General features: G+C 68.5%; 12 protein-coding genes. All 12 read right to left on the minus strand.

Features of this window, described 5'->3' with window-relative positions; translation table 11 throughout:
- Positions 1-4: 4 nt before the first annotated feature.
- The 12 genes from TFC3_RS19355 to TFC3_RS19410 all read right to left on the minus strand — a co-directional run bounded on the left by TFC3_RS19355 (position 5) and on the right by TFC3_RS19410 (position 16,868).
- Positions 5-1,696 (minus strand): hypothetical protein, encoded by a 1,692-nt coding sequence (locus TFC3_RS19355; protein ID WP_067501792.1) that lies wholly within the window; start codon positions 1,694-1,696, stop codon positions 5-7.
- The gene (gene pelF, locus TFC3_RS19360; protein WP_067501796.1) at positions 1,693-3,219 is read right to left on the minus strand and encodes a GT4 family glycosyltransferase PelF; all 1,527 of its coding nucleotides are present in this window, start codon (positions 3,217-3,219) and stop codon (positions 1,693-1,695) included. The genes TFC3_RS19355 and pelF overlap by 4 nt, the downstream gene beginning before the upstream one ends.
- A 30-nt stretch (positions 3,220-3,249) precedes the next feature.
- A complete protein-coding gene (locus tag TFC3_RS19365) occupies positions 3,250-5,385 on the minus strand; it encodes a hypothetical protein (RefSeq protein ID WP_067501799.1) in 2,136 nt (711 codons plus the stop codon).
- A gap of 470 nt (positions 5,386-5,855) precedes the next feature.
- Positions 5,856-7,061 (minus strand): thaumatin family protein, encoded by a 1,206-nt coding sequence (locus TFC3_RS19370; RefSeq protein ID WP_201787185.1) that lies wholly within the window; start codon positions 7,059-7,061, stop codon positions 5,856-5,858.
- Positions 7,062-7,170: 109 nt separating this feature from the next.
- Positions 7,171-7,482: a DUF3349 domain-containing protein gene (locus TFC3_RS19375; RefSeq protein WP_067501806.1), complete on the minus strand. Its 312-nt coding sequence runs from the start codon at positions 7,480-7,482 to the stop codon at positions 7,171-7,173.
- 6 nt (positions 7,483-7,488) lie between these two features.
- Entirely contained in the window at positions 7,489-7,797 is a 309-nt protein-coding gene (locus TFC3_RS19380; protein ID WP_067501809.1) for a hypothetical protein, read from the minus strand.
- 13 nt (positions 7,798-7,810) lie between these two features.
- On the minus strand, positions 7,811-9,034 hold the full coding sequence (locus TFC3_RS19385; RefSeq protein WP_067501812.1) for an inorganic phosphate transporter: 1,224 nt from the start codon (positions 9,032-9,034) through the stop codon (positions 7,811-7,813).
- A 130-nt stretch (positions 9,035-9,164) separates the two neighbouring features.
- Positions 9,165-10,454, minus strand: coding sequence for an aspartate aminotransferase family protein (locus TFC3_RS19390; RefSeq protein WP_067501815.1), 1,290 nt, complete (start codon positions 10,452-10,454; stop codon positions 9,165-9,167).
- 97 nt (positions 10,455-10,551) lie between these two features.
- Positions 10,552-11,307, minus strand: coding sequence for a hypothetical protein (locus TFC3_RS19395; protein ID WP_067501818.1), 756 nt, complete (start codon positions 11,305-11,307; stop codon positions 10,552-10,554).
- 68 nt (positions 11,308-11,375) lie between these two features.
- On the minus strand, positions 11,376-13,451 hold the full coding sequence (locus tag TFC3_RS19400) for a PQQ-dependent sugar dehydrogenase (protein ID WP_067501821.1): 2,076 nt from the start codon (positions 13,449-13,451) through the stop codon (positions 11,376-11,378).
- A 10-nt stretch (positions 13,452-13,461) separates the two neighbouring features.
- The gene (locus tag TFC3_RS19405; protein ID WP_067501825.1) at positions 13,462-14,388 is read right to left on the minus strand and encodes a sugar phosphate isomerase/epimerase; all 927 of its coding nucleotides are present in this window, start codon (positions 14,386-14,388) and stop codon (positions 13,462-13,464) included.
- A gap of 215 nt (positions 14,389-14,603) precedes the next feature.
- Complete coding sequence (locus TFC3_RS19410; protein WP_067501828.1) at positions 14,604-16,868, minus strand: bifunctional diguanylate cyclase/phosphodiesterase; 2,265 nt, start codon at positions 16,866-16,868, stop codon at positions 14,604-14,606.
- Positions 16,869-17,243: the final 375 nt, after the last annotated feature.

Raw genomic sequence — 17,243 nt, forward strand, 5'->3', positions numbered from 1 at the left:
TGATCTACCGGTAGTGGCGGACCTGGCCCACGATGGGAGCCAGGCCGAGCAGAAACAGGCCCTGCAGCGCGACAACGCTGCCGAGGTAGAGCGCCGTGTCGGTCAGCGGTGCCCCCGTCTGGCCCAGTAGCGGTGCGGCGCCGAGAGCGGCACCGGCTCCGACATGGATGGCCAGCGCGGCCAGCATCGACCAGCACAGCCAGGCGAAGCGTTCGAAGCCGGCGAGCAGGAACGCCGAGTAGTAGGCGGCGGCCAGCGCGACGTGCGCTCCGATCATCACCGCGCCCGGGGCGGTGAGCCAGCCGCCTGTGTGCAGCACGGCCACCAGGATGATCCCGAGCAGCGCCGGGAAACCGAGGCAGAACAGCGTTTCCCGGCCGATCAGCCAGCGGATGGAGCGCTGGAACTCTTCGGGCCGGTGGCTGCGCCGGGTCAAGGCAACGGCGGCGGCGCGGAAACCCTCGGCCCGCCATTCCACGAAGCCCATCGCCGCGATCAGAGGCGCGGCCGAGATGGCCACGTCGAGGCGGTTCAACAGGTACGGGGCTTCGGCGTGCAGCAGCAGGGCCGCCGAGCAGGCGCCGTACAGGGTGACGCCGGTCAGGCCACGTCGTTGCGCGCGCAGCACGGGCCGGCCGGGCAGTTCGGTTTTCGCACCGCGGTTGCGGGTGAGCAGCAGGGCCGCGGTGCAGGCGGCGGCGACCCCGCCGATCGCGGTGCCGATCGCGACCGGGCGCGCCGCGGTGCCGTACCAGAGGTAGGCAGCCCCGCCGATGACGGCCGGCAGCATCGTCGCAACCTGCAGTCCCTCGCGGCGGTAGAAGACCAGGACCGTGCCGGCCAGTTGATAGCCGAGCTGGCCGACGGCGAGCACGACCAGCCCCCAGCCGCCGCCGAACGTGAGCACCACGATCAGCCCGGCCAGGGCACCGGCCAGGGGCGCAGCCAGCGTCGACCACAACAGCAAGCGCGCCGACGCCCGCGGCCGGTACGCCCCGAGCAGCTTGTACGCGCCGAAGGACACGGTGCCCGCGTACATCCAGCCGACCGCGCTGGCAAACGTCAGCGCCAGCACCACGTTGCGCTGCCCGAGCACCCCGAGCACCGCCGGGAACACGGCCGCAGGCAATGCGTACAGCGGTCCGTGCGCCAGAACTCGCAGGCTGTAGCGCCAGTCGCGCACGGGTTCCTGCGGTTCGGCCAGCGCCTCGGCGGGCGGGCCCATCCGCTTGTACACCTCGACGGCGAGCGCGAACACGTCGGCGAAGCCGTACTCGACGCGGGCGATGCGGTCGGTGAACCCGTCGGCCTCCAGCGCGGCGGCCACCTGCAGAGCATCGACCGCGCGGGTCAGTGACGGGCGGATCCGGTCGACCAGCTCGTCGAGCGGGTCGGTGGAAACCCTGGGCAGCACCACGGTGTGGGTCTGCGGGCCGTCCGCGGGTGCAGGTGGCGGTGGCGGTGGTGCCGTGCCGTCCGGGCGCGCGGGACCGGCCGGGGCGCGACGGCGTCCCTGCTTCGGGATGGGCAGCCGCTCGGTGCGCTCGCCGACCTCGATCCGGATGGTCCGGCCCCCCACATCGAGGGTGCCGGGCTCCAGGCGCACGGTCTGCTCGCCGACGTTGATGCGGCGGGTCTCATCGGGGTCGGCGAGGTCGATGCGCTGGGTTTCGTTGGGGTCGGTGACCTCGGTCATCGGGGCCCCCGGAACAGGGTGCTGGGCGCGGGCACGCGGCCCTGGGCGGGCTCGCGCAGGTGCCGCGGCGCCTCGGGCGCATCCAGCGGCGTGGCCAGGCCCTCGTACACGTTGCGGTACATCTCCAGCGACTGCTTGAGCGTGAAGTGCTCAAGCACGCGCTGGCGGGCGGCGTACCCCAGGTTGAACCGCAAGTCGTTGTCCCTCAACAGCTTGATGCACGCCTCGGCCACCGCGGCGTGGTCGCGCGGGGCCACCACGATGCCGGTCTCGCCGACCGCCTCCGCCACCCCGCCGACGTTGGTGCACACCGTCGGGCGCCCGCACGCCATCGCCTCCACGACCGTGTACGGAAAGCCTTCGGAGATGCTGGTGAGCGCCACGATGCTGCCGGCGTGGTAGGCGTCGACAGCGTTGCCGATGCGGCCCTCCAGCACGGCCGCGCCGTCGAGCCCGAGTTCCTTGATCAACCGCTCGCAGGATTCGTGGTAGATCCGGTTGACTGCGGGCGTACCCCCGAAGATGCGCAAGCGGGCCGCCGGGATCTGCTTGCGCACCAGAGCGAAAGCCCGGATCAGCGTGTGCAGGTCCTTCAGCGGGTCGATGCGGCCCATGAACGAGATCGTCGGCACCTCGGGCTCCGAGGATGCCTGCGGGAACTCGGCCGGCTCGACGCCGTTGTACATGGTCCACATGCGTTCCGGGTCGGCGCCGTTGTGCAACTGCCAGCGCCGGTTGTACGCCGAGTGCGGGGCCAGCACGTCGGTGATCAGGTAAGCCGCGCCGGCCAGCGAGCGGAAGAAGCTCAGCGCCAGCACCCGCACCGCGTGCGACGCGTCGTCATGCAGGTAGGAGATGTAGCGTTCGCGCAGGTAGATGCCGTGCTCGCTCATCACCAGCGGGGTGCCGTTGCGCCACTTGGCGGCCATCCCGACCAGCGTTGACAGCCCGTTCATGGAGGAGTGCACGATGTCGGCCTCGACCACCGGGGCGCTCAGCGGGCGCAGCATGTGCTCGATCAGCCAGGCCGCCTGGATGGCATCGGCCACGGTCGGCGCCGGGGCGGTCTGCTCGACGCGCAGGTCCCGCCACGCGTCGAGCATCATGCCCAGTGCCTGATTGGAGACCAGCGCGGCGCTCAGGTCACCACCGTCGGCGGCGTACTCGTACAGCCCGCGCAGGGCGAGCAGGAACAGGCTGCGGCTGACCGCACCCTGGTCCGAGGCGGTGGTCTCGAGCGGGGTGACCAGCGCGCGCAGGAACACCTCGTACGACTCGGTGAACGCTGCGCCCGGCCGGTCCCCCGCGCCGAGGCGTCCCGGGCGCGCCCCCCACAGCGGGATGGAGTGCACCTGGTCCAGGTTGGCGGGCGGGGCGAAGACGGGTTTCTCCTTGCCGTCCACGGTGAGCGCGACGACTTCCCAGCGGTAATCCGGGATGCCGCGGATGAGCTGTTCGCACCAAATGCTCACCCCGCCCATCGCGTAGGGGTACGTCCCCTCCGACACCAGTGCGATCCGCACGTGAAACCCGCCTCCCCCGTCCACGGTGACTCAGAGCCGCGGAGCCGCGGAGAGAGTCACTGCCGTGTTCGCTGTCAGGGCCACCGGACCCGAGACGTCGCTGCCGTACGCCGTGGCCGCCGCGCTCTGCACCCCGCTGAGCTGGATGGTGCCGGTCAGCGGCGAGGTCACCGTGACGGTGCCGGTCGAGCGGTCGTAGACCGGATCGGCCCCGGCGGCGCGCTGCGCGAAGTGCGCGTTGCGCAGCGAGGTGTAGGCCCCCAGCGCCGACCAGTCGAGGTTGACCAGCGGCGTGGCGTACAGCGAGTCGTACTTGGTGACGACGTTCTCCACCCAGTCGCCGACCAGGCTCTTACCGGCGTTGTAGTCACGCACGTTGGCGATGTGGAACGTGTGCGTGTTGACCGAGCCGGCCGCCACGTGCTGCAGGCCGATACCCGCCTCGTAGTCCAGGATCTGGGCGTACGTACGGTTGGTCGGCCAGTACGGGAACTTGCCGTCCGGGCCGTAGAAGGAGTTGTAGAAAGCGGTTTCCTCATCCGGCGTGGTGGTGTGGTACGCGATGTTTGTCGGCCAGTCCGGGACCACCTGCAGGCTCGGCTCCAGCGGGTGCACGATGCTGGTGTTGAAGTTCGCCGGCACGTGGCTGGCGAAGGACATGTTGCCGTGCAGGTACTTCACACCCAGGTTCTTGGCGGCCTGCAGCAGGTTCGGGTTCGAGCCCTGCAACCCGTGATCGACCGGCACACCCGTGTCGTCGTCGGGGTCATCGGTGTACACGCCCAGACCCGAGTATTCCGGGGTCTTCAGCACATCGTTGGGCACGCTGAGACCGGCGGAGTTCGCAGCGGCCCGGTTGTCGTTGATCTCGGCGTAGGTGGTGGCGTACGTGGTCGAGTTGAGCTCGTAGTGGTTGAGCGTGTGGTTGATCCACCGGAAGTGCGTGGCCAGGCACTTGCTCGTCGCGGTCAGCTGGGTGGCGTCGCCGTTCGGGCTGCACTGGTTGCCGGCGAACGGGTCGATGTCGGCGCCGTTGAACGCGAGGTTGTAGGTGAACGAACTCGCCTGCGGGTGCGTGGTGCGCAGCGCGGTCTGGTGGTTGTCCAGGTTCACCATGTCGTGCGCGGAGACCTGGAAGCCGGGGTCGTACTCAACGTGGCCGTCGGCGTAGTAGTGGTCGGAGGTGTTGAACCAGTCGTCGATGTCGACGTTGAGGAAGTGGCGCTGCTCGCCGAGGAACATGCCCTTGGTGGCCCACCGCACGACGCCGTAGACGAGCAGATCGGACTGCAACAGGTACTGGTTGAGGGTGAAGGTCAGGGCCAGCCGCTCCCGGCCGTCGGTGCTGGTGGTACGAACCCCGAGCACGTTGGTGCCGTCGGTGAGCGTGGACTGGGCGTTGCAGCCGGGCTTGATGGCGGTCTTGTAGACGTAGGACTGCACCACCGGGATGGTGGCGCCGGCCTTGAGGTAGTCGAAGACGCCGGCTCCGGCCGCGGTGAAGTTCACGTTCAGCGGGGTGTCGCCGACGGAGGTCTCGCTGTTGGAGGTCAGGCAGTAGTCCTCGGGCCAGGTGCCGTAGCTGGTGTAGAGCGCGGCTTGGCGGACGCCGAAGTTGCGCTCGTACGCCCAGAGGATGTTCCACTCGCCGCTGTCGAGGCCGTTGAGGAACGCGCCGCCGGAGGAGTAGACGAGCATGCTGTTGGTCAGCAGGATCGCGTTGTACTTGCCGACACCGTCGCCGCGTACCAGCGTGTTCGTGGTCAGCGCGGTGTCGGCGCTGTAGAGCACGTCGTAGGAGGCACCGAGCCGGTCGAGCGTGGTCTTGTACGTGGGCACGCCGAAGTCGCTGGTATCGGTGGCGATGACCAGCGCGCGCAGGCCGACCTGGTCGTTGAGACCGGCCGCCGCGGCCTTCGCGGGCGCTTTCGGCGTGGCTGTCCTGGGCGCAGTCAGAGCCACCTTGCCGGTGCGCTTGGGCAGCGCGGCGGGCGGCGTCACCTTGGGCGGTGCGACCTGGCCGTAGCCGGGCACCTGCGGCGCGGGGGTGCGCAACGGCGGCTTGGCGCCCGCCGCGGCCGGCGAGGCGACCACGAGGGCGCTCGCGCACAACGCGGCGATGAGGGTGCGCAACCCTCGGCGATGGACGGGACGGGCAGGAGCCATCAGGCGACCTCCACGACAGAGTCGGTGCGACGATGGGGCGGGAGACAATGGGCTGCAGTGCTTGCGAGCCGACGGCGAGTCTAAGAGAAATTTAAGGTTCTCCGAGCCCGCAAACGGCTGTCTCCAGAATGACTATTGATGCAGTTGCGCGGCACTGTCCACAGTGATAGCCGCGTGGCGCGACCGGCGCCCGCGGTTGGTTTGCCTGCCTCGCGCATCGGGCTGACTAGCGCATTTCCCGGGATCCGCTTAATGCGCTGTTAATAAACCGCTCGCCTACTCACAGCCATCGGAGATCACCGCTGCGTTACTGTCGACCGTCGCGGATGTCCACATCGGTCCGCCTTGAGGCGAACCGACGGTATCGTCTGGTTCTCCGGGTGCCGTCAAAACGGTCCAGAGTAGAGCGCGGCGCGCCGGTAATCGGCGCGCCGCGATCTTGATTCGGTTATTACGTTGTTGTCTTACCTTTAGACGCGGTGCCACTTCTGGTTGGCGAAACCGTTGCACGTCCAGATATTCAGCGGCGCACCATTCGCACCGTTCCAGCCGCCGATGTCAAGACACTTGTTCGAGCCAATGTTCACGATGTCGCCGGCCCCCGAGATCGCCCACTTCTGGGCCCCGGTTCCATTGCAGGTGTAGAGCTGCACCCAGCCCCCGTCTGCGGTGGAGGCATCGGCCACGTCTACACATTTCCCGCCGATCCGGATGCTGCCGTCGGCGGCGAAGGTGAACTTCTGCATCGGCCCGTTCCAGCAGTCCCACATGGTCAGCCGGATCCGGTCGGAGTACTGCCCGTTGGGTACGTCGACGCACTTGCCGTTCCAGTCGCTGACGATCTCCTTGGCCGTACCCGGGTCGGGCGTGGTGGGCGGGTTCGTCGGCGGCGTGGTGGGCGGCGGGGTGGCGCCGTTGCCGTGGAACGTCACCGTGAAGCCGCTGCACTCCTTGCAGTTGTACATGACCTGGTTGCCGGGCTCGGTATCGTGTTTGGACCAGCTGTACGCCCGCGGGCACGCCGCCTTGATCGCCTGGCTGTAGTCGGTGACCGCGTCCCGGTTCGGGTTGGTGCACAACAGCGGCTGGCCCTGGGCGTCGCGGGTCAAATAGGCCTGCGGGCACGCGTTCAGCAGCGGCTTGGCGCAGCCGGCCTCGGCACAGTACTGCGATCCCGGCGCCGGCGGTGGCGACCCGCTGGGCGTGATGGTGATCGGCAGCGACACCGCGTTGACGTAGCTCACGTTGTACCAGGGCGCACCCCACGGGTCCGAGGGGTCGAAGTTGAACTCGGCCAGGCTCGCGTTCTGCTCGAAGTTGATCGCGCAGTGGTCAGCGGCGTTGCCGCAGTCACCGACCTGGCAGTGGAACGTGCTGCCCGAGTTGCCGGCGCACCGCTGACGGGCGAAGAACTTGCCCCGCCAGTGGTTCGGGTACGAGTTCTCCGGGATGACGATCGTCGCCGACTGACCGGGGTCCAGGATCGGCAGCCGGGAGAAGTTCACCGACTCGTCGTAGTTGACAGTGCTGCCGACCCAGATCTTCTCGGTGCTGGCATTGACGAACGTGACGGTGTGCTCGGCGGCCGCGTGGGCCGCGGGGCTGCCGGCAATCAGGCCCGCGGCAATCGTCGCGAGCAAGGCGAACACGGACAACAAGGTGCGTTTGCTGTTCACAGACATTGATGTTAAGCGATGTTTGACCCGGTGAGAACGGGGAGCGCACAGCAAGAGGCCGTGCGGGCAAACGCCCTGCACGGCCTCTCCTCGGATGGTTGCGGTCAGCTCACTCGGGCGGGTCGGCCAGCGGCCAGCCGCCGGCGGCCAGGTGCGCCGAGACGCGCACCACGTCCTCGGGGCTGGCGGTCTGCAGTACCGACGCGTTGACCATCGCCTCGATGTCCTCGCTGGTGATCGGGTCGCTGCCGTCGGACTGGGCCGCCAGGTCGACGGCGATCTTGCGTACCTCGTCCTCGGAGAGCTTGCGCCGCAGCACGCCAAGCAGGACGACGTAGTCCTGGCGCGGCACGCCGGTCGGGTACCCCGCCCGCAGCCACTCCACCGCCCGGGTCATGAAGTTGGATCGGGTCTCACTCATGACGCCTCACTTGTCGACGATCGTCGGGAACACGTGCTCGAAGCTCAGCGCCTTGCCGAAGCCGCTGGCCACGATGAACGTGATACCGAGGACCACGCCGAGCAGCACCACCGCGAACAGCACCCAGGCGAGCACCTTGCCGGCCGGGTTGGCCGCCGGACCAGCGCCCGCGCCGTGCACCTCGGCATCGCCACCGGCCCCCCAGGCCAGCGAGCGGATGCCCAGCGCGAACAGCGCCGGCAGGCCGGCTCCGAGGATGACCCCGGCCAGCAGCACCTTCCACGCGCCCTCGAGGGCGAAACCTACGTTGTGCATTGTCGTCCGCCTCTCAGTTCGCCACGCCGGCCGGGACACGCTCGTCGGTGCGCGCCTCGTCCCACTCGTCGTTGACGTTGTTGTGGTCGATCGGGGTGCGCCGCGAGCGCAGGTACATGTAGCCCGCAGCGGCCAGCAGGATGACGAACACCGCCAGCGACCCGGCCAGGCCCCCGCCGAGCAGGTCGCCGATCCACCACATGAGCCCACCGACGATCGCGGCGGCGGGCAGCGTGATCAGCCACGCGAGGATCATGCGCCCGGCCACGCGCCAGCGGACCTGAGCGCCGGGCTTGCCGACGCCGGAGCCGAGGATCGAGCCGGTGGCCACGTGCGTGGTCGACAGCGCGAAGCCCAGGTGGCTGGAGGCCAGGATGACCGCGGCCGAGGCGGACTCGGCGGCCATGCCCTGCGGCGGGGCGATCTCGACCAGGCCCTTGCCGAGCGTGCGGGTGACCCGCCAGCCGCCGAGGTAGGTGCCGAGCGCGATGGCCAGGGCACACGCGGCCTTGACCCAGAACGGGATGTTCTTCGTGTCGCTCCAGTCACCGGCGGCGATCAGCGCGAGCGTGATGACACCCATCGTCTTCTGCGCGTCGTTGGTGCCGTGGGCCAGCGAGACCAGCGAGGCGCTGCCGATCTGGCCCCACCGGAACCCGTTGTCGGTGAAGCGCTTGGCGACCCCGAGGGTGATCCGGTAGATGATCCAGGTGCCCAGCGCGGCGACCACGCCGGCGATGATCGGCGACATGAGCGCGGGCAGGATGACCTTGCCGATGACGCCGTCGAGCTTGCTGCCGTCACCGTTCCAGTTCACCCCGGCCCAGCCGAGCCCGGCGATGGAGGCCCCGATCAGGCCGCCGAACAGGGCGTGCGAGGAGCTGGAGGGCAGGCCGAGCAGCCAGGTCAGCAGGTTCCAGACGATGCCGCCGACCAGGCCGGCCAGCACGATCAGCAGCAGCGCCTTGCCGCCGTCGGCCAGCAGCTCCGGCTTGGGGGCGCCGCTCTTGTCCTGGATCTTGACCACTGCGTTGGAAACCGTGAGCGCAACCTCGACGGACAGGAACGCGCCGACGAGGTTGAGAATGCCGGAAAGGGCAACGGCGACCTTCGGCGTGAGGGCCTTTGTCGCGATGGACGTGGCCATCGCGTTGGCGGTGTCGTGGAATCCGTTCGTGAAGTCGAACCCGAGGGCGGTCACGACCACGAGGGCGAGGATGACGGAAGTTTCTGTCACATGCAGATGGTTGCTCCCCGGGTCAGCAGCCGAAAAGGCCCGGAGAGCATCCATTCCACATTTCGTGCCCGCGTTGACTGCCGGCCGCGGCGATGTCACCCAATGGCCATGTTTACGGCGCCGGCCACGGTTACCGCACTGCGCGGATGGCCTCGGCCAAGATCGCGAGCCCCTCGCGGGCTTCGTCCTCGGTCAGCGTCAGCGGCGGGCCCATGCGCACGACGTTGCCGTACAACCCGCCCTTGCCGACGAGCAGGCCGCGGCGGCGGCACTCATCGGTCACCCGCAGCGTAACCACCGGGTCGGGTTCCGTGGTGCCCGGCCGGCAGAACTCACAGGCGATCATCAGCCCCCGCCCGCGCACCTCGGCCAGCGCCGGCGTCTCGGCTGCCAGCTCCCGCAGGCCCGAGAGCAGGATGTCGCCGGTGCGCTTCGCGTTGGCCTGCAAGTCATGATCCAGCACGTAGTCGAGCACCGCGTTGCCGGCCGCGGTGGCCAGCGGATTGCCGCCGAAGGTGGAGAAGCTGATCTGCGGCACCGCGTTGATCAGCTCGGCACGCCCCACCACCCCGCCGAGCGCGAACCCGTTACCGATGCCCTTGGCAAAAGTGATCAGATCCGGGCGGACCTCTTGAGCCTGATAACCCCAGAAATGCTCGCCGGTACGGCCCCAGCCCGTTTGAACCTCATCGGCGATGAACAGGATCCCGTGGTTGTCGAGCTCCTTCTGCAGCGCCCCAAGCAGCCCGTCCGGCGCCCGCACGAAGCCCCCGACCCCCTGCACCGGCTCGGCGATCAGCGCCGCAACGTCGCCCGCCGTGGTGGTGGCAAGCACCTCGCGGAGATCCTCGACAGCCGCGTCGATATGGTCGGCATCGGACAAGCCCTTCAACCGCCCCCGCAGCCGGTCCCCGGAGTGCAGCCAGCTCACCTGCACCGGGCTGAGACCACTGGCCGACCAGCTGCGATGCCCAGTCACCGCCATCGCTGCGAACGTACGGCCGTGATAGCTGTTCCGAATTGCCAGAATTTGACTGGATCGCCGATGGTTGGTGGCGAACATGAGCGCAGCCTCGTTGGCCTCGGTGCCGGAGTTGGCGAAGAACACCCGTGCGTCAGCGATCCCGGAAACCCGCGCGATCTTCTCGGCCAGCTCGACCTGGTTACGAATCAAGTAGAGCGTGGAGCTGTGCACGATCCCGGTGGCCAGCTGGCGCTCCACGGCTTCGCGCACCTCGGCGACGTCATAGCCGAGCATATTGGTGAGCACCCCGCCGAAGAAGTCGAGATAGCTCTTGCCGCTGTTGTCGGTGACGCGGCGCCCCGACCCGGAAACCAGCTCGATGGCCTCGGCACCGTAGTACGTGGTCACCCAGGAGGGCAGAACGGCTTGGTGGCGCGCGAGCAGGTCATCGGTCATGGCAGCCTCCACGGTCGGCAAACTCGTCCCAGTCTCATCGCTGAGCCCGGCCGCGGCCAGCCCTTCAGCTGTCACCAAGGGCGCGCCAGTAGGCCGCTCACAGAGGTACGAGCCGAGCCGCCAGTGCCACCGCGTTCAAATCCCCCTCACGCAGCCGGGCAGCCGCTTCCGGCTCCCCCAGGCTCACCAGCCGATCCGCCGCAGTGCCGATCAGCCCGGCATTGCCGCTGAGCATCTTGCGGGCCAAATTCGCCTGGGTAGGGCTCAGCTCCGCGTACGCGCACCGGTCCAGCGCAGCGATCGTCGCCTCGTCCAGTGTTCCCGCGAGCGCTCGCTCGGTGACTACGCGCAACAACCAGGATGGCCACCAGCTGTAGCGGCCGATCAGGTGCCCTGACCGTACGGCTTCGGCTGGGGTTTGACCGCCTTCCAGTAGTCGCAGCGTGAGCGGGATGTCGAAGCGTTCCAACCGCAGGGCCGTGACGAACAGCCGTTGCAGGCGGGCCGCACCGACCAGCGGAGCCGCAGCCGCAGCCGCCGCGCCGTAGTTGCCGCGCAGGGCGACCAGGATGATTGCCGCCTCGTCGGTGGAGATCGCCCCGTCGGCGATGCGGGTCAGGGTGCGGGTCAGGCGCTCGGTGGCCTCGGCGGCTTGGGCTGCTCGTTCCTGGCTGGCCGGGCGTTCGAGGTGGCGGATCACGGTGTCCGTTGAGATCTTGACCTCGCGGCGCAGCAGGGGGGCCTGGATCTTGGGCAGGATCAGGTCGGCGATGCCTTCGAGCACGTAGGCAGCGTCGAAGCGCTCGGACGCCTCGAGAAAACCTGTCCACCATGACTCGTCGTGCGCCTCCACACCGTTGTCATCGGCTGGCGGGGCGCAAAGTTGAGGCCGGGCCCCAGGGGGAGCCCGGCCTCAGAAACTTACGGTGCGGTGGGGGTGAGGACGACCTGGGCGGTGCCGGTCTGGGCCGGGGTGCCGGTGTCGGTGTACTCGGCCACGAACACCGCTCGCAGGTTGTCCGCGCCGGCGTGGCCCGGGTCCAGGAACGTGGTGATGGATCCGGTGCAGCCGCTGGCCGTGGACAGCGGATGGCCGTGCTGGTCGTGACCCAGGATGTAGGTCACCGTGACCCGGGAGCAGTCGACCGGCTGGTCGTCGGCCACCTGCACCTGGAAGGTCACCGTGTCACCGAACTGGAACGGCTGGTCCGCGGTCGGCGTGACAAAGGTGACCTGCGGGGCTGCCGTGCCCACCGGGAGGATGATCTCGGCGGAGGCCCAGCGGCCGGTCGGGTCGGTCACCTTGAGAACCGGGCGGTAGTTGCCGTTTTCGGTGTACGTGTACACGGCGTTCGGCTGACGGGAGTCGACGATGCCGTCGTTGTTGAAATCCCACGCGTAGCGCAGGCTGTCGCCGTCCGGGTCGGTGGTGCCGTTACTGGTGAACGTGACAGTCAGCGGGGCTTCCCCGCTGGTCCGGCTGGCCTGGATCTGTACGATCGGCGAGCGGTTGCCCCGCACGTAGTCGATGCGCGCGAGCTGCGCCTCGGGGTTCTCGCTGAAGTAGCCGTCACCGTACTCCAGCACGTACAGCGAGCCGTCGGGGCCGAACTCCAGGTCCATCGGGTTGTCGAACACCACCGAGGGCAGCACCGGCTCGATGGTTGTCACCTGGTTGTCCGGGCCCAGCGTCAGCGCCTTGACGTAGTCGCGGGTCCATTCGGCGAGCAGCGGCTTGCCGTCGAAGTACTCGGGCCACTTGGTTGCCGACTCGGAATCGGGATCGTACTGGTAGGCCGGGCCGCCCATGGGACCGATGCCGCCGGTTCCCAGTTCGGGGAATTCGGCGCTGGGGCCGTACCCGTAGATGATTTCGGCCTTTTCGACGGCCGGCAGGTTGCGCAATCCGGTGTTGTGCGGTGAGTCGTTGACCGGGGCCGCGCAATTGAAGGGCTCGCCCGAGGTTCCGGTGGCGAAATCGTAGTCGACATAGGGCTGGTCCGGAGCCACGCAATAGGGCCAGCCGTAATTGGCGGGTTTGTCGATGGCAGCCCAGCGTCCCTGCCCGGCCGGGCCCCTTTCCGGGTTCGGCGTATTCGCATCCGGAGAGTAATCGCCGACGTAGACGACGCCGTCCGGTGACACAGTGAAGCGGAACGGGTTGCGCAGGCCCATCGCGTAGATCTCGGGCCGGGTGTACGCCTGACCCTTCTTGAACAGGTTGCCCTTCGGAATGGTGTAGCTGCCGTTCCCGCCGACCTTGATGCGCAGGATCTTGCCGCGCAGGTCGTTGGTGTTGCCGGCGCTGCGCTGGGCGTCGAACACCGGGTTGCGGTTGGCCCGCTCGTCGATGGGCGTGTAGCCGTCGGATTGGAACGGGTTGCTGTCGTCGCCGGTCGACAGGTACAGGTTGCCGGCCGCATCGAAGTCGATTTTGCCGCCGACGTGGCAGCACATGCCGCGGTCGGTGGGCACGTCGAGGATCTTCTGCTCGGTGCTCAGCGCCAGCGCGTTGCCGTTGAGCTTGAACCGCGACAGCCGCATGACTCCCTTGAACGGCGCGAAGTCGGCAGCCGTGCCCTCCTCCGGCGCATCGCCTTCGTTGACTGTGGGTGTCGACGGGTCGTCACGCGGCGTGTTCAGCACGGGCGAGTAGTAGACGTACACCCATTTGTTGCTCGTGAAGTTGTTGTCGATGGCGATTCCTTGCACGCCTTCTTCGTCGTGCTGATACACCGGAATCGTGGCGGCGAGGATGTTGCGGCCGCTCTTCGGGTCGTTGAGTCGCACCTCACCCTTGCGGGCGGTGTGCAGCACGCGCTTGTCGGGCAGCACGGCCAGGGCAATCGGTTCGCCCGGGAAATCGTTGAGCGTCACCTTCTGGAAATCCGAATCCGGCGGGGGCGCGGCTGCGGGAGTCGCGGCCACCGGGGACGGCGCCATCAAAGCGGTCGCAACAAGCGCGAATACGGGTACGCCGGTGAGCAGACGTTTCATCAACTCTCCTCTAGAACCGCAGGGTGTCGAGGTAACGGAAGCCGACCTGCGCGGTGATCAACGCGTCGGCCGGGGTGCGCGGCGGGGAACCGGCGTCATCGCGCTCCACGATGTACTCCACGAGTCCGGCCTCGCGCGAGTGCTCGAAGATGCGCGCGAAGTCGATGAACCCGTCGCCCGGGTCGGCGAAGCTGCCCGAGGGCGCCAGATCCTTGACGTGCACCTGGCGGATCCGCCCCCGGTTGCGCCCGATGAGGTCGACCGGGTCCTGCGCCCCGCGGTACGCCCAGAACAGGTCGACCTCCAGGTGCACCAGCCCGGGATCGGTCTCGCGGGTCAGCACGTCGTAGCCGGTGAGCTTGCCACCGTCCTGGCGGGCGAACTCGTTGTGGTGGTTGTGATAGCCGAAGCTCAGTCCGTGCTTGCGGGCCAGCGCACCGGCCTTGTTGAGGTCGCGGGCGAACGCCTTCCACACTGAACTGTCGCGGATGGGCGCGCCGGACGAGGTCGTCCCGAAGTACGGGTGGACGATGTACTTGTTGCCCACGATCCCGGCGTCGGCGAGCGCGGCCTCCCAGGTCGCGGCGTTCCACGGTTGCGGGATGCCGACGTGCCCGGACGTGGCACGCAGCCCGGCGCGGTCGAGGGCGGCACGGAACTGGGTGGCCGTACGGCCGACAAAGCCGGCATGCTCGACCCGGCGGTAGCCGATGCGCGCGAGCTCGGCGAGGCTTGCGTCGAGGTTGATGCCGAGCTGGTCGCGCAGGGTGTACAGCTGCACGCTGATCTGGTCGCGGGGCACGCGGTGCGCCCTGGCGTGCTCGGGCTTCGTACCCGGGTGGGCTTCGGCGGCGCCGGCCAGCAGCGCCGGAGCGGCGGTGCCGGCGGCGGCTGCGCCGAGGAGGGTTCTGCGGCTGACGGTGGACTCGTTCTGCATCGCTGGCACTGCCTTCCGATCCGGCACCGGCCCGAAGGGGACCGGGCACGCATGACATCGAAGGTGTTCGCTAGCCGATGTTAATCACAAGTTTCGCCGCGGTGGCGAAAACAATCTTCGATAAATACAAAAGTTGTGGCGTCCCGGTGCATAAGTCGGACATCGCCCTTCAGCCTCGCCATGATCCGCACGGCGGCGGCCAAGGCCGAGCGGCTTCAGGCTGACACGGGCGAGGCCAGCAGCGCCGTCAGCGCCTCGGCGGGCATCGGGCGCGCCAGGTGAAAGCCCTGCCCGAGGGTGTAGCCGAGCCCGAACAGCACCTGGGCCTGCGCCTCGTTCTCGATGCCCTCGGCCACCGCGTCCAGCCCCAGCGCACCGGCCATCTGGATGACCGCGCGGGCCACCGCCTGCCGGGCGTCGCAGGCGGCCGGGACGTCATCGATTTCGATACCGTCCACGAACGACTTGTCCAGCTTGACGATCGCCGCGGGGAACGCGCGCAGCAGGCTCAGCGACGATTCGCCGGTGCCGAAGTCGTCGAGCGCCAGCTTGATACCGTGCTCGTCCAGGTCGTGCAACGCCCGCGACACCTGGTTGCCGCGCAGCACCGCGGACTCGGTCAGCTCCAGCACCAGCCGCTCCGCCGGGAACTGGTACTGCGCCATCACGCTGAGCACGTCGGCCACGAACCCGGGATCATGTAGCTGGCGCGCCGACACGTTGACGCCGATCTTCTGCAGCGCCTCCGGACCGAACCGGGCCAGCCACTGCGAACCCTGCCGGCACGCCTCGGCCAGCACGAAGCGCCCCAGCTCGACAATCAACCCGGTCCGCTCGGCCGCCGGGATGAACTCGGCCGGCGGGACCATCCCGCGCACCGGGTGCCGCCAGCGCACCAGCGCCTCCAGCCCGATCAGGCGCCGGCTGTGCAGGTCCAGCACCGGCTGGTAGTAAAGCTCGAACTCGCCGTTGTCCAGGCCGCGGCGCAGATCCCCGCCGAGCTGGATGTGCGCCAGCACCGGTTCGGCCATCTCCGGCAGGTAACGCACGAACGCCGCCTTGCCACGCTGCTTGGCCGCGTACATGGCGATATCGGCCTCGCGCAGCACGCTGTCCAGCGTCGCACCGGGCCCTGCCGTGGCGATGCCGATGCTGGCCTGCACGAGCAGCCGGTGCTCACTGATGGGTGCCTGCAGGGCGTCAAGGACACGCTGCGCGACAGTCTCACCCACCGTCGTGCCACCGGCCAGGAGCAGAGCAAATTCATCCCCGCCGATCCGTACGGGCACAGCGTCGTCGCCGGCCTGCTCCCGCAGCATCTGAGCCAACGAGACAAGCAGGTGGTCGCCCACGTCATGGCCCAGCGAATCGTTAACGGTCTTGAAGTCATCCAGGTCGATCAGCAGCACGGTGGCACCCCGCCCGGCGTTCAGCGCCTCATGCAGCAGCAGCCGGAACCGGGCCCGGTTGGCGAGCCCGGTCAGCCCGTCATGGGCCGCCTCGTGCTGCAGCCGCTCCTCGGTGGCGCGCACGTCGGCGAGCAGCCGCTTGTTGTCCCGGATAGCGAGCACCTGCCGCACCGTCACCAGAGCGCTGACCACCACCGCAGAGGCGATCGCGACCCGTCCGGGCCACTGCAGACCGCCAACAGCCACAGCGATCAAAGGCAGATCAACGGCGGCGATTGCGACGTACGGCAAAAGCACTGCCGACTGGCGCGACCGACGCCCGGCGCTGCCCCATTGCGCCCGCACCGCAAGGACCAGCAGCACCGGCGCCAGCGGCAGGACCACCGACTGCGACGGCACCCCGCCGGCGTCACCGTACGTGGCGGCGAGCACCGCAACCCCCGCCGCGATCAGCCCGATCGCGGCCACCAGGCGCATCGCGGTGCGGTCAACCGGCCCGTCGCCCAGGTACGACACCTTGGTCATGCAGATCAGCGACATCACGAAAGCGAAGCCCACCAGCGTGACGGTCTGCACCGGCCACGGCTCACTGGACGTGAGCATGGGCGCCAGCCCGAAATGCCACAGCAAGGTCGCGCAGCCGAGAAAAGCAATCGCCCGGTCCAGGTGCATCCGCCGCCGCGCGTGCGGCCCTGACGGGTGCACCGGCACGCCCGCAATGGCCCAGAGAATCGCGATGAAACCCAGGCCGAGACACACCGCAGCAGCCATCGGCATGTCCGGCGGCCGGTCGCCAACGGAGTGACGGAACGCGTTGATGGCCATCAACAGATAACTGACGGTCATAATGAAGGCGCTGCCGGCAAGCTTCGCCCAGAACCGCCGAGCGACAACCTCCCCGCGCACTTCCCGATACAGTTGCACAATCGCCGCGACGGCCACCACGCCACCCAGGGGAACGGCCACGTACGCCACCGCCACCGGCCCAGCACCGGTCATCACCCAGGCCGCGTACCAGAGCCAACTGGCCACGGCGAGACCACAAGCGGTCCACACGTACCGTAGGGGCACCCGGCGATCATCGGCCACGTCTGACGAATCGGCGACCGGGGGCACAGCCTGAGAAAAACCACCCCCACGCACCCGCCCAGCGAGATCCCGCAACTCCACGAGCCCAACCTGCCTGGCTGAGGCCGTGAGATCCATCGGCGGAATGGGTTTCTCCTACGGTTCGGGGGCTGCTGTCTGATACTCCTGTGACTGCTGAGTGGTTGAGCTGCGGTGGCTCGGGCTTGTGGGTAGCTCGCTTGTGGGTAGCTCGCTTGCGGGTGGCTCGCTTGGTCGGCAGGTCGGGGCTCGTGGGAACCTGCTTAAGCTTTCCTTCTGCTGATCCGCGACGGCCCTTTGGCGGATCAGCGGATCAGCGGGTGCGCTGGGCCGCCGGGG

The organism is Actinoplanes sp. TFC3 (genome assembly GCF_001553785.1).
Lineage (GTDB): Bacteria > Actinomycetota > Actinomycetes > Mycobacteriales > Micromonosporaceae > Actinoplanes.

Coding starts and splice junctions, on each gene's coding strand:
- TFC3_RS19355 (WP_067501792.1), bottom strand. CDS start 1,696: ATGACCGAGGTCACCGACCCCAACGAAACCCAGCGCATCGACCTCGCC.
- TFC3_RS19365 (WP_067501799.1), bottom strand. CDS start 5,385: ATGGCTCCTGCCCGTCCCGTCCATCGCCGAGGGTTGCGCACCCTCATC.
- TFC3_RS19375 (WP_067501806.1), bottom strand. CDS start 7,482: ATGAGTGAGACCCGATCCAACTTCATGACCCGGGCGGTGGAGTGGCTG.
- TFC3_RS19380 (WP_067501809.1), bottom strand. CDS start 7,797: ATGCACAACGTAGGTTTCGCCCTCGAGGGCGCGTGGAAGGTGCTGCTG.
- TFC3_RS19390 (WP_067501815.1), bottom strand. CDS start 10,454: ATGACCGATGACCTGCTCGCGCGCCACCAAGCCGTTCTGCCCTCCTGG.
- TFC3_RS19400 (WP_067501821.1), bottom strand. CDS start 13,451: ATGAAACGTCTGCTCACCGGCGTACCCGTATTCGCGCTTGTTGCGACC.
- TFC3_RS19405 (WP_067501825.1), bottom strand. CDS start 14,388: ATGCAGAACGAGTCCACCGTCAGCCGCAGAACCCTCCTCGGCGCAGCC.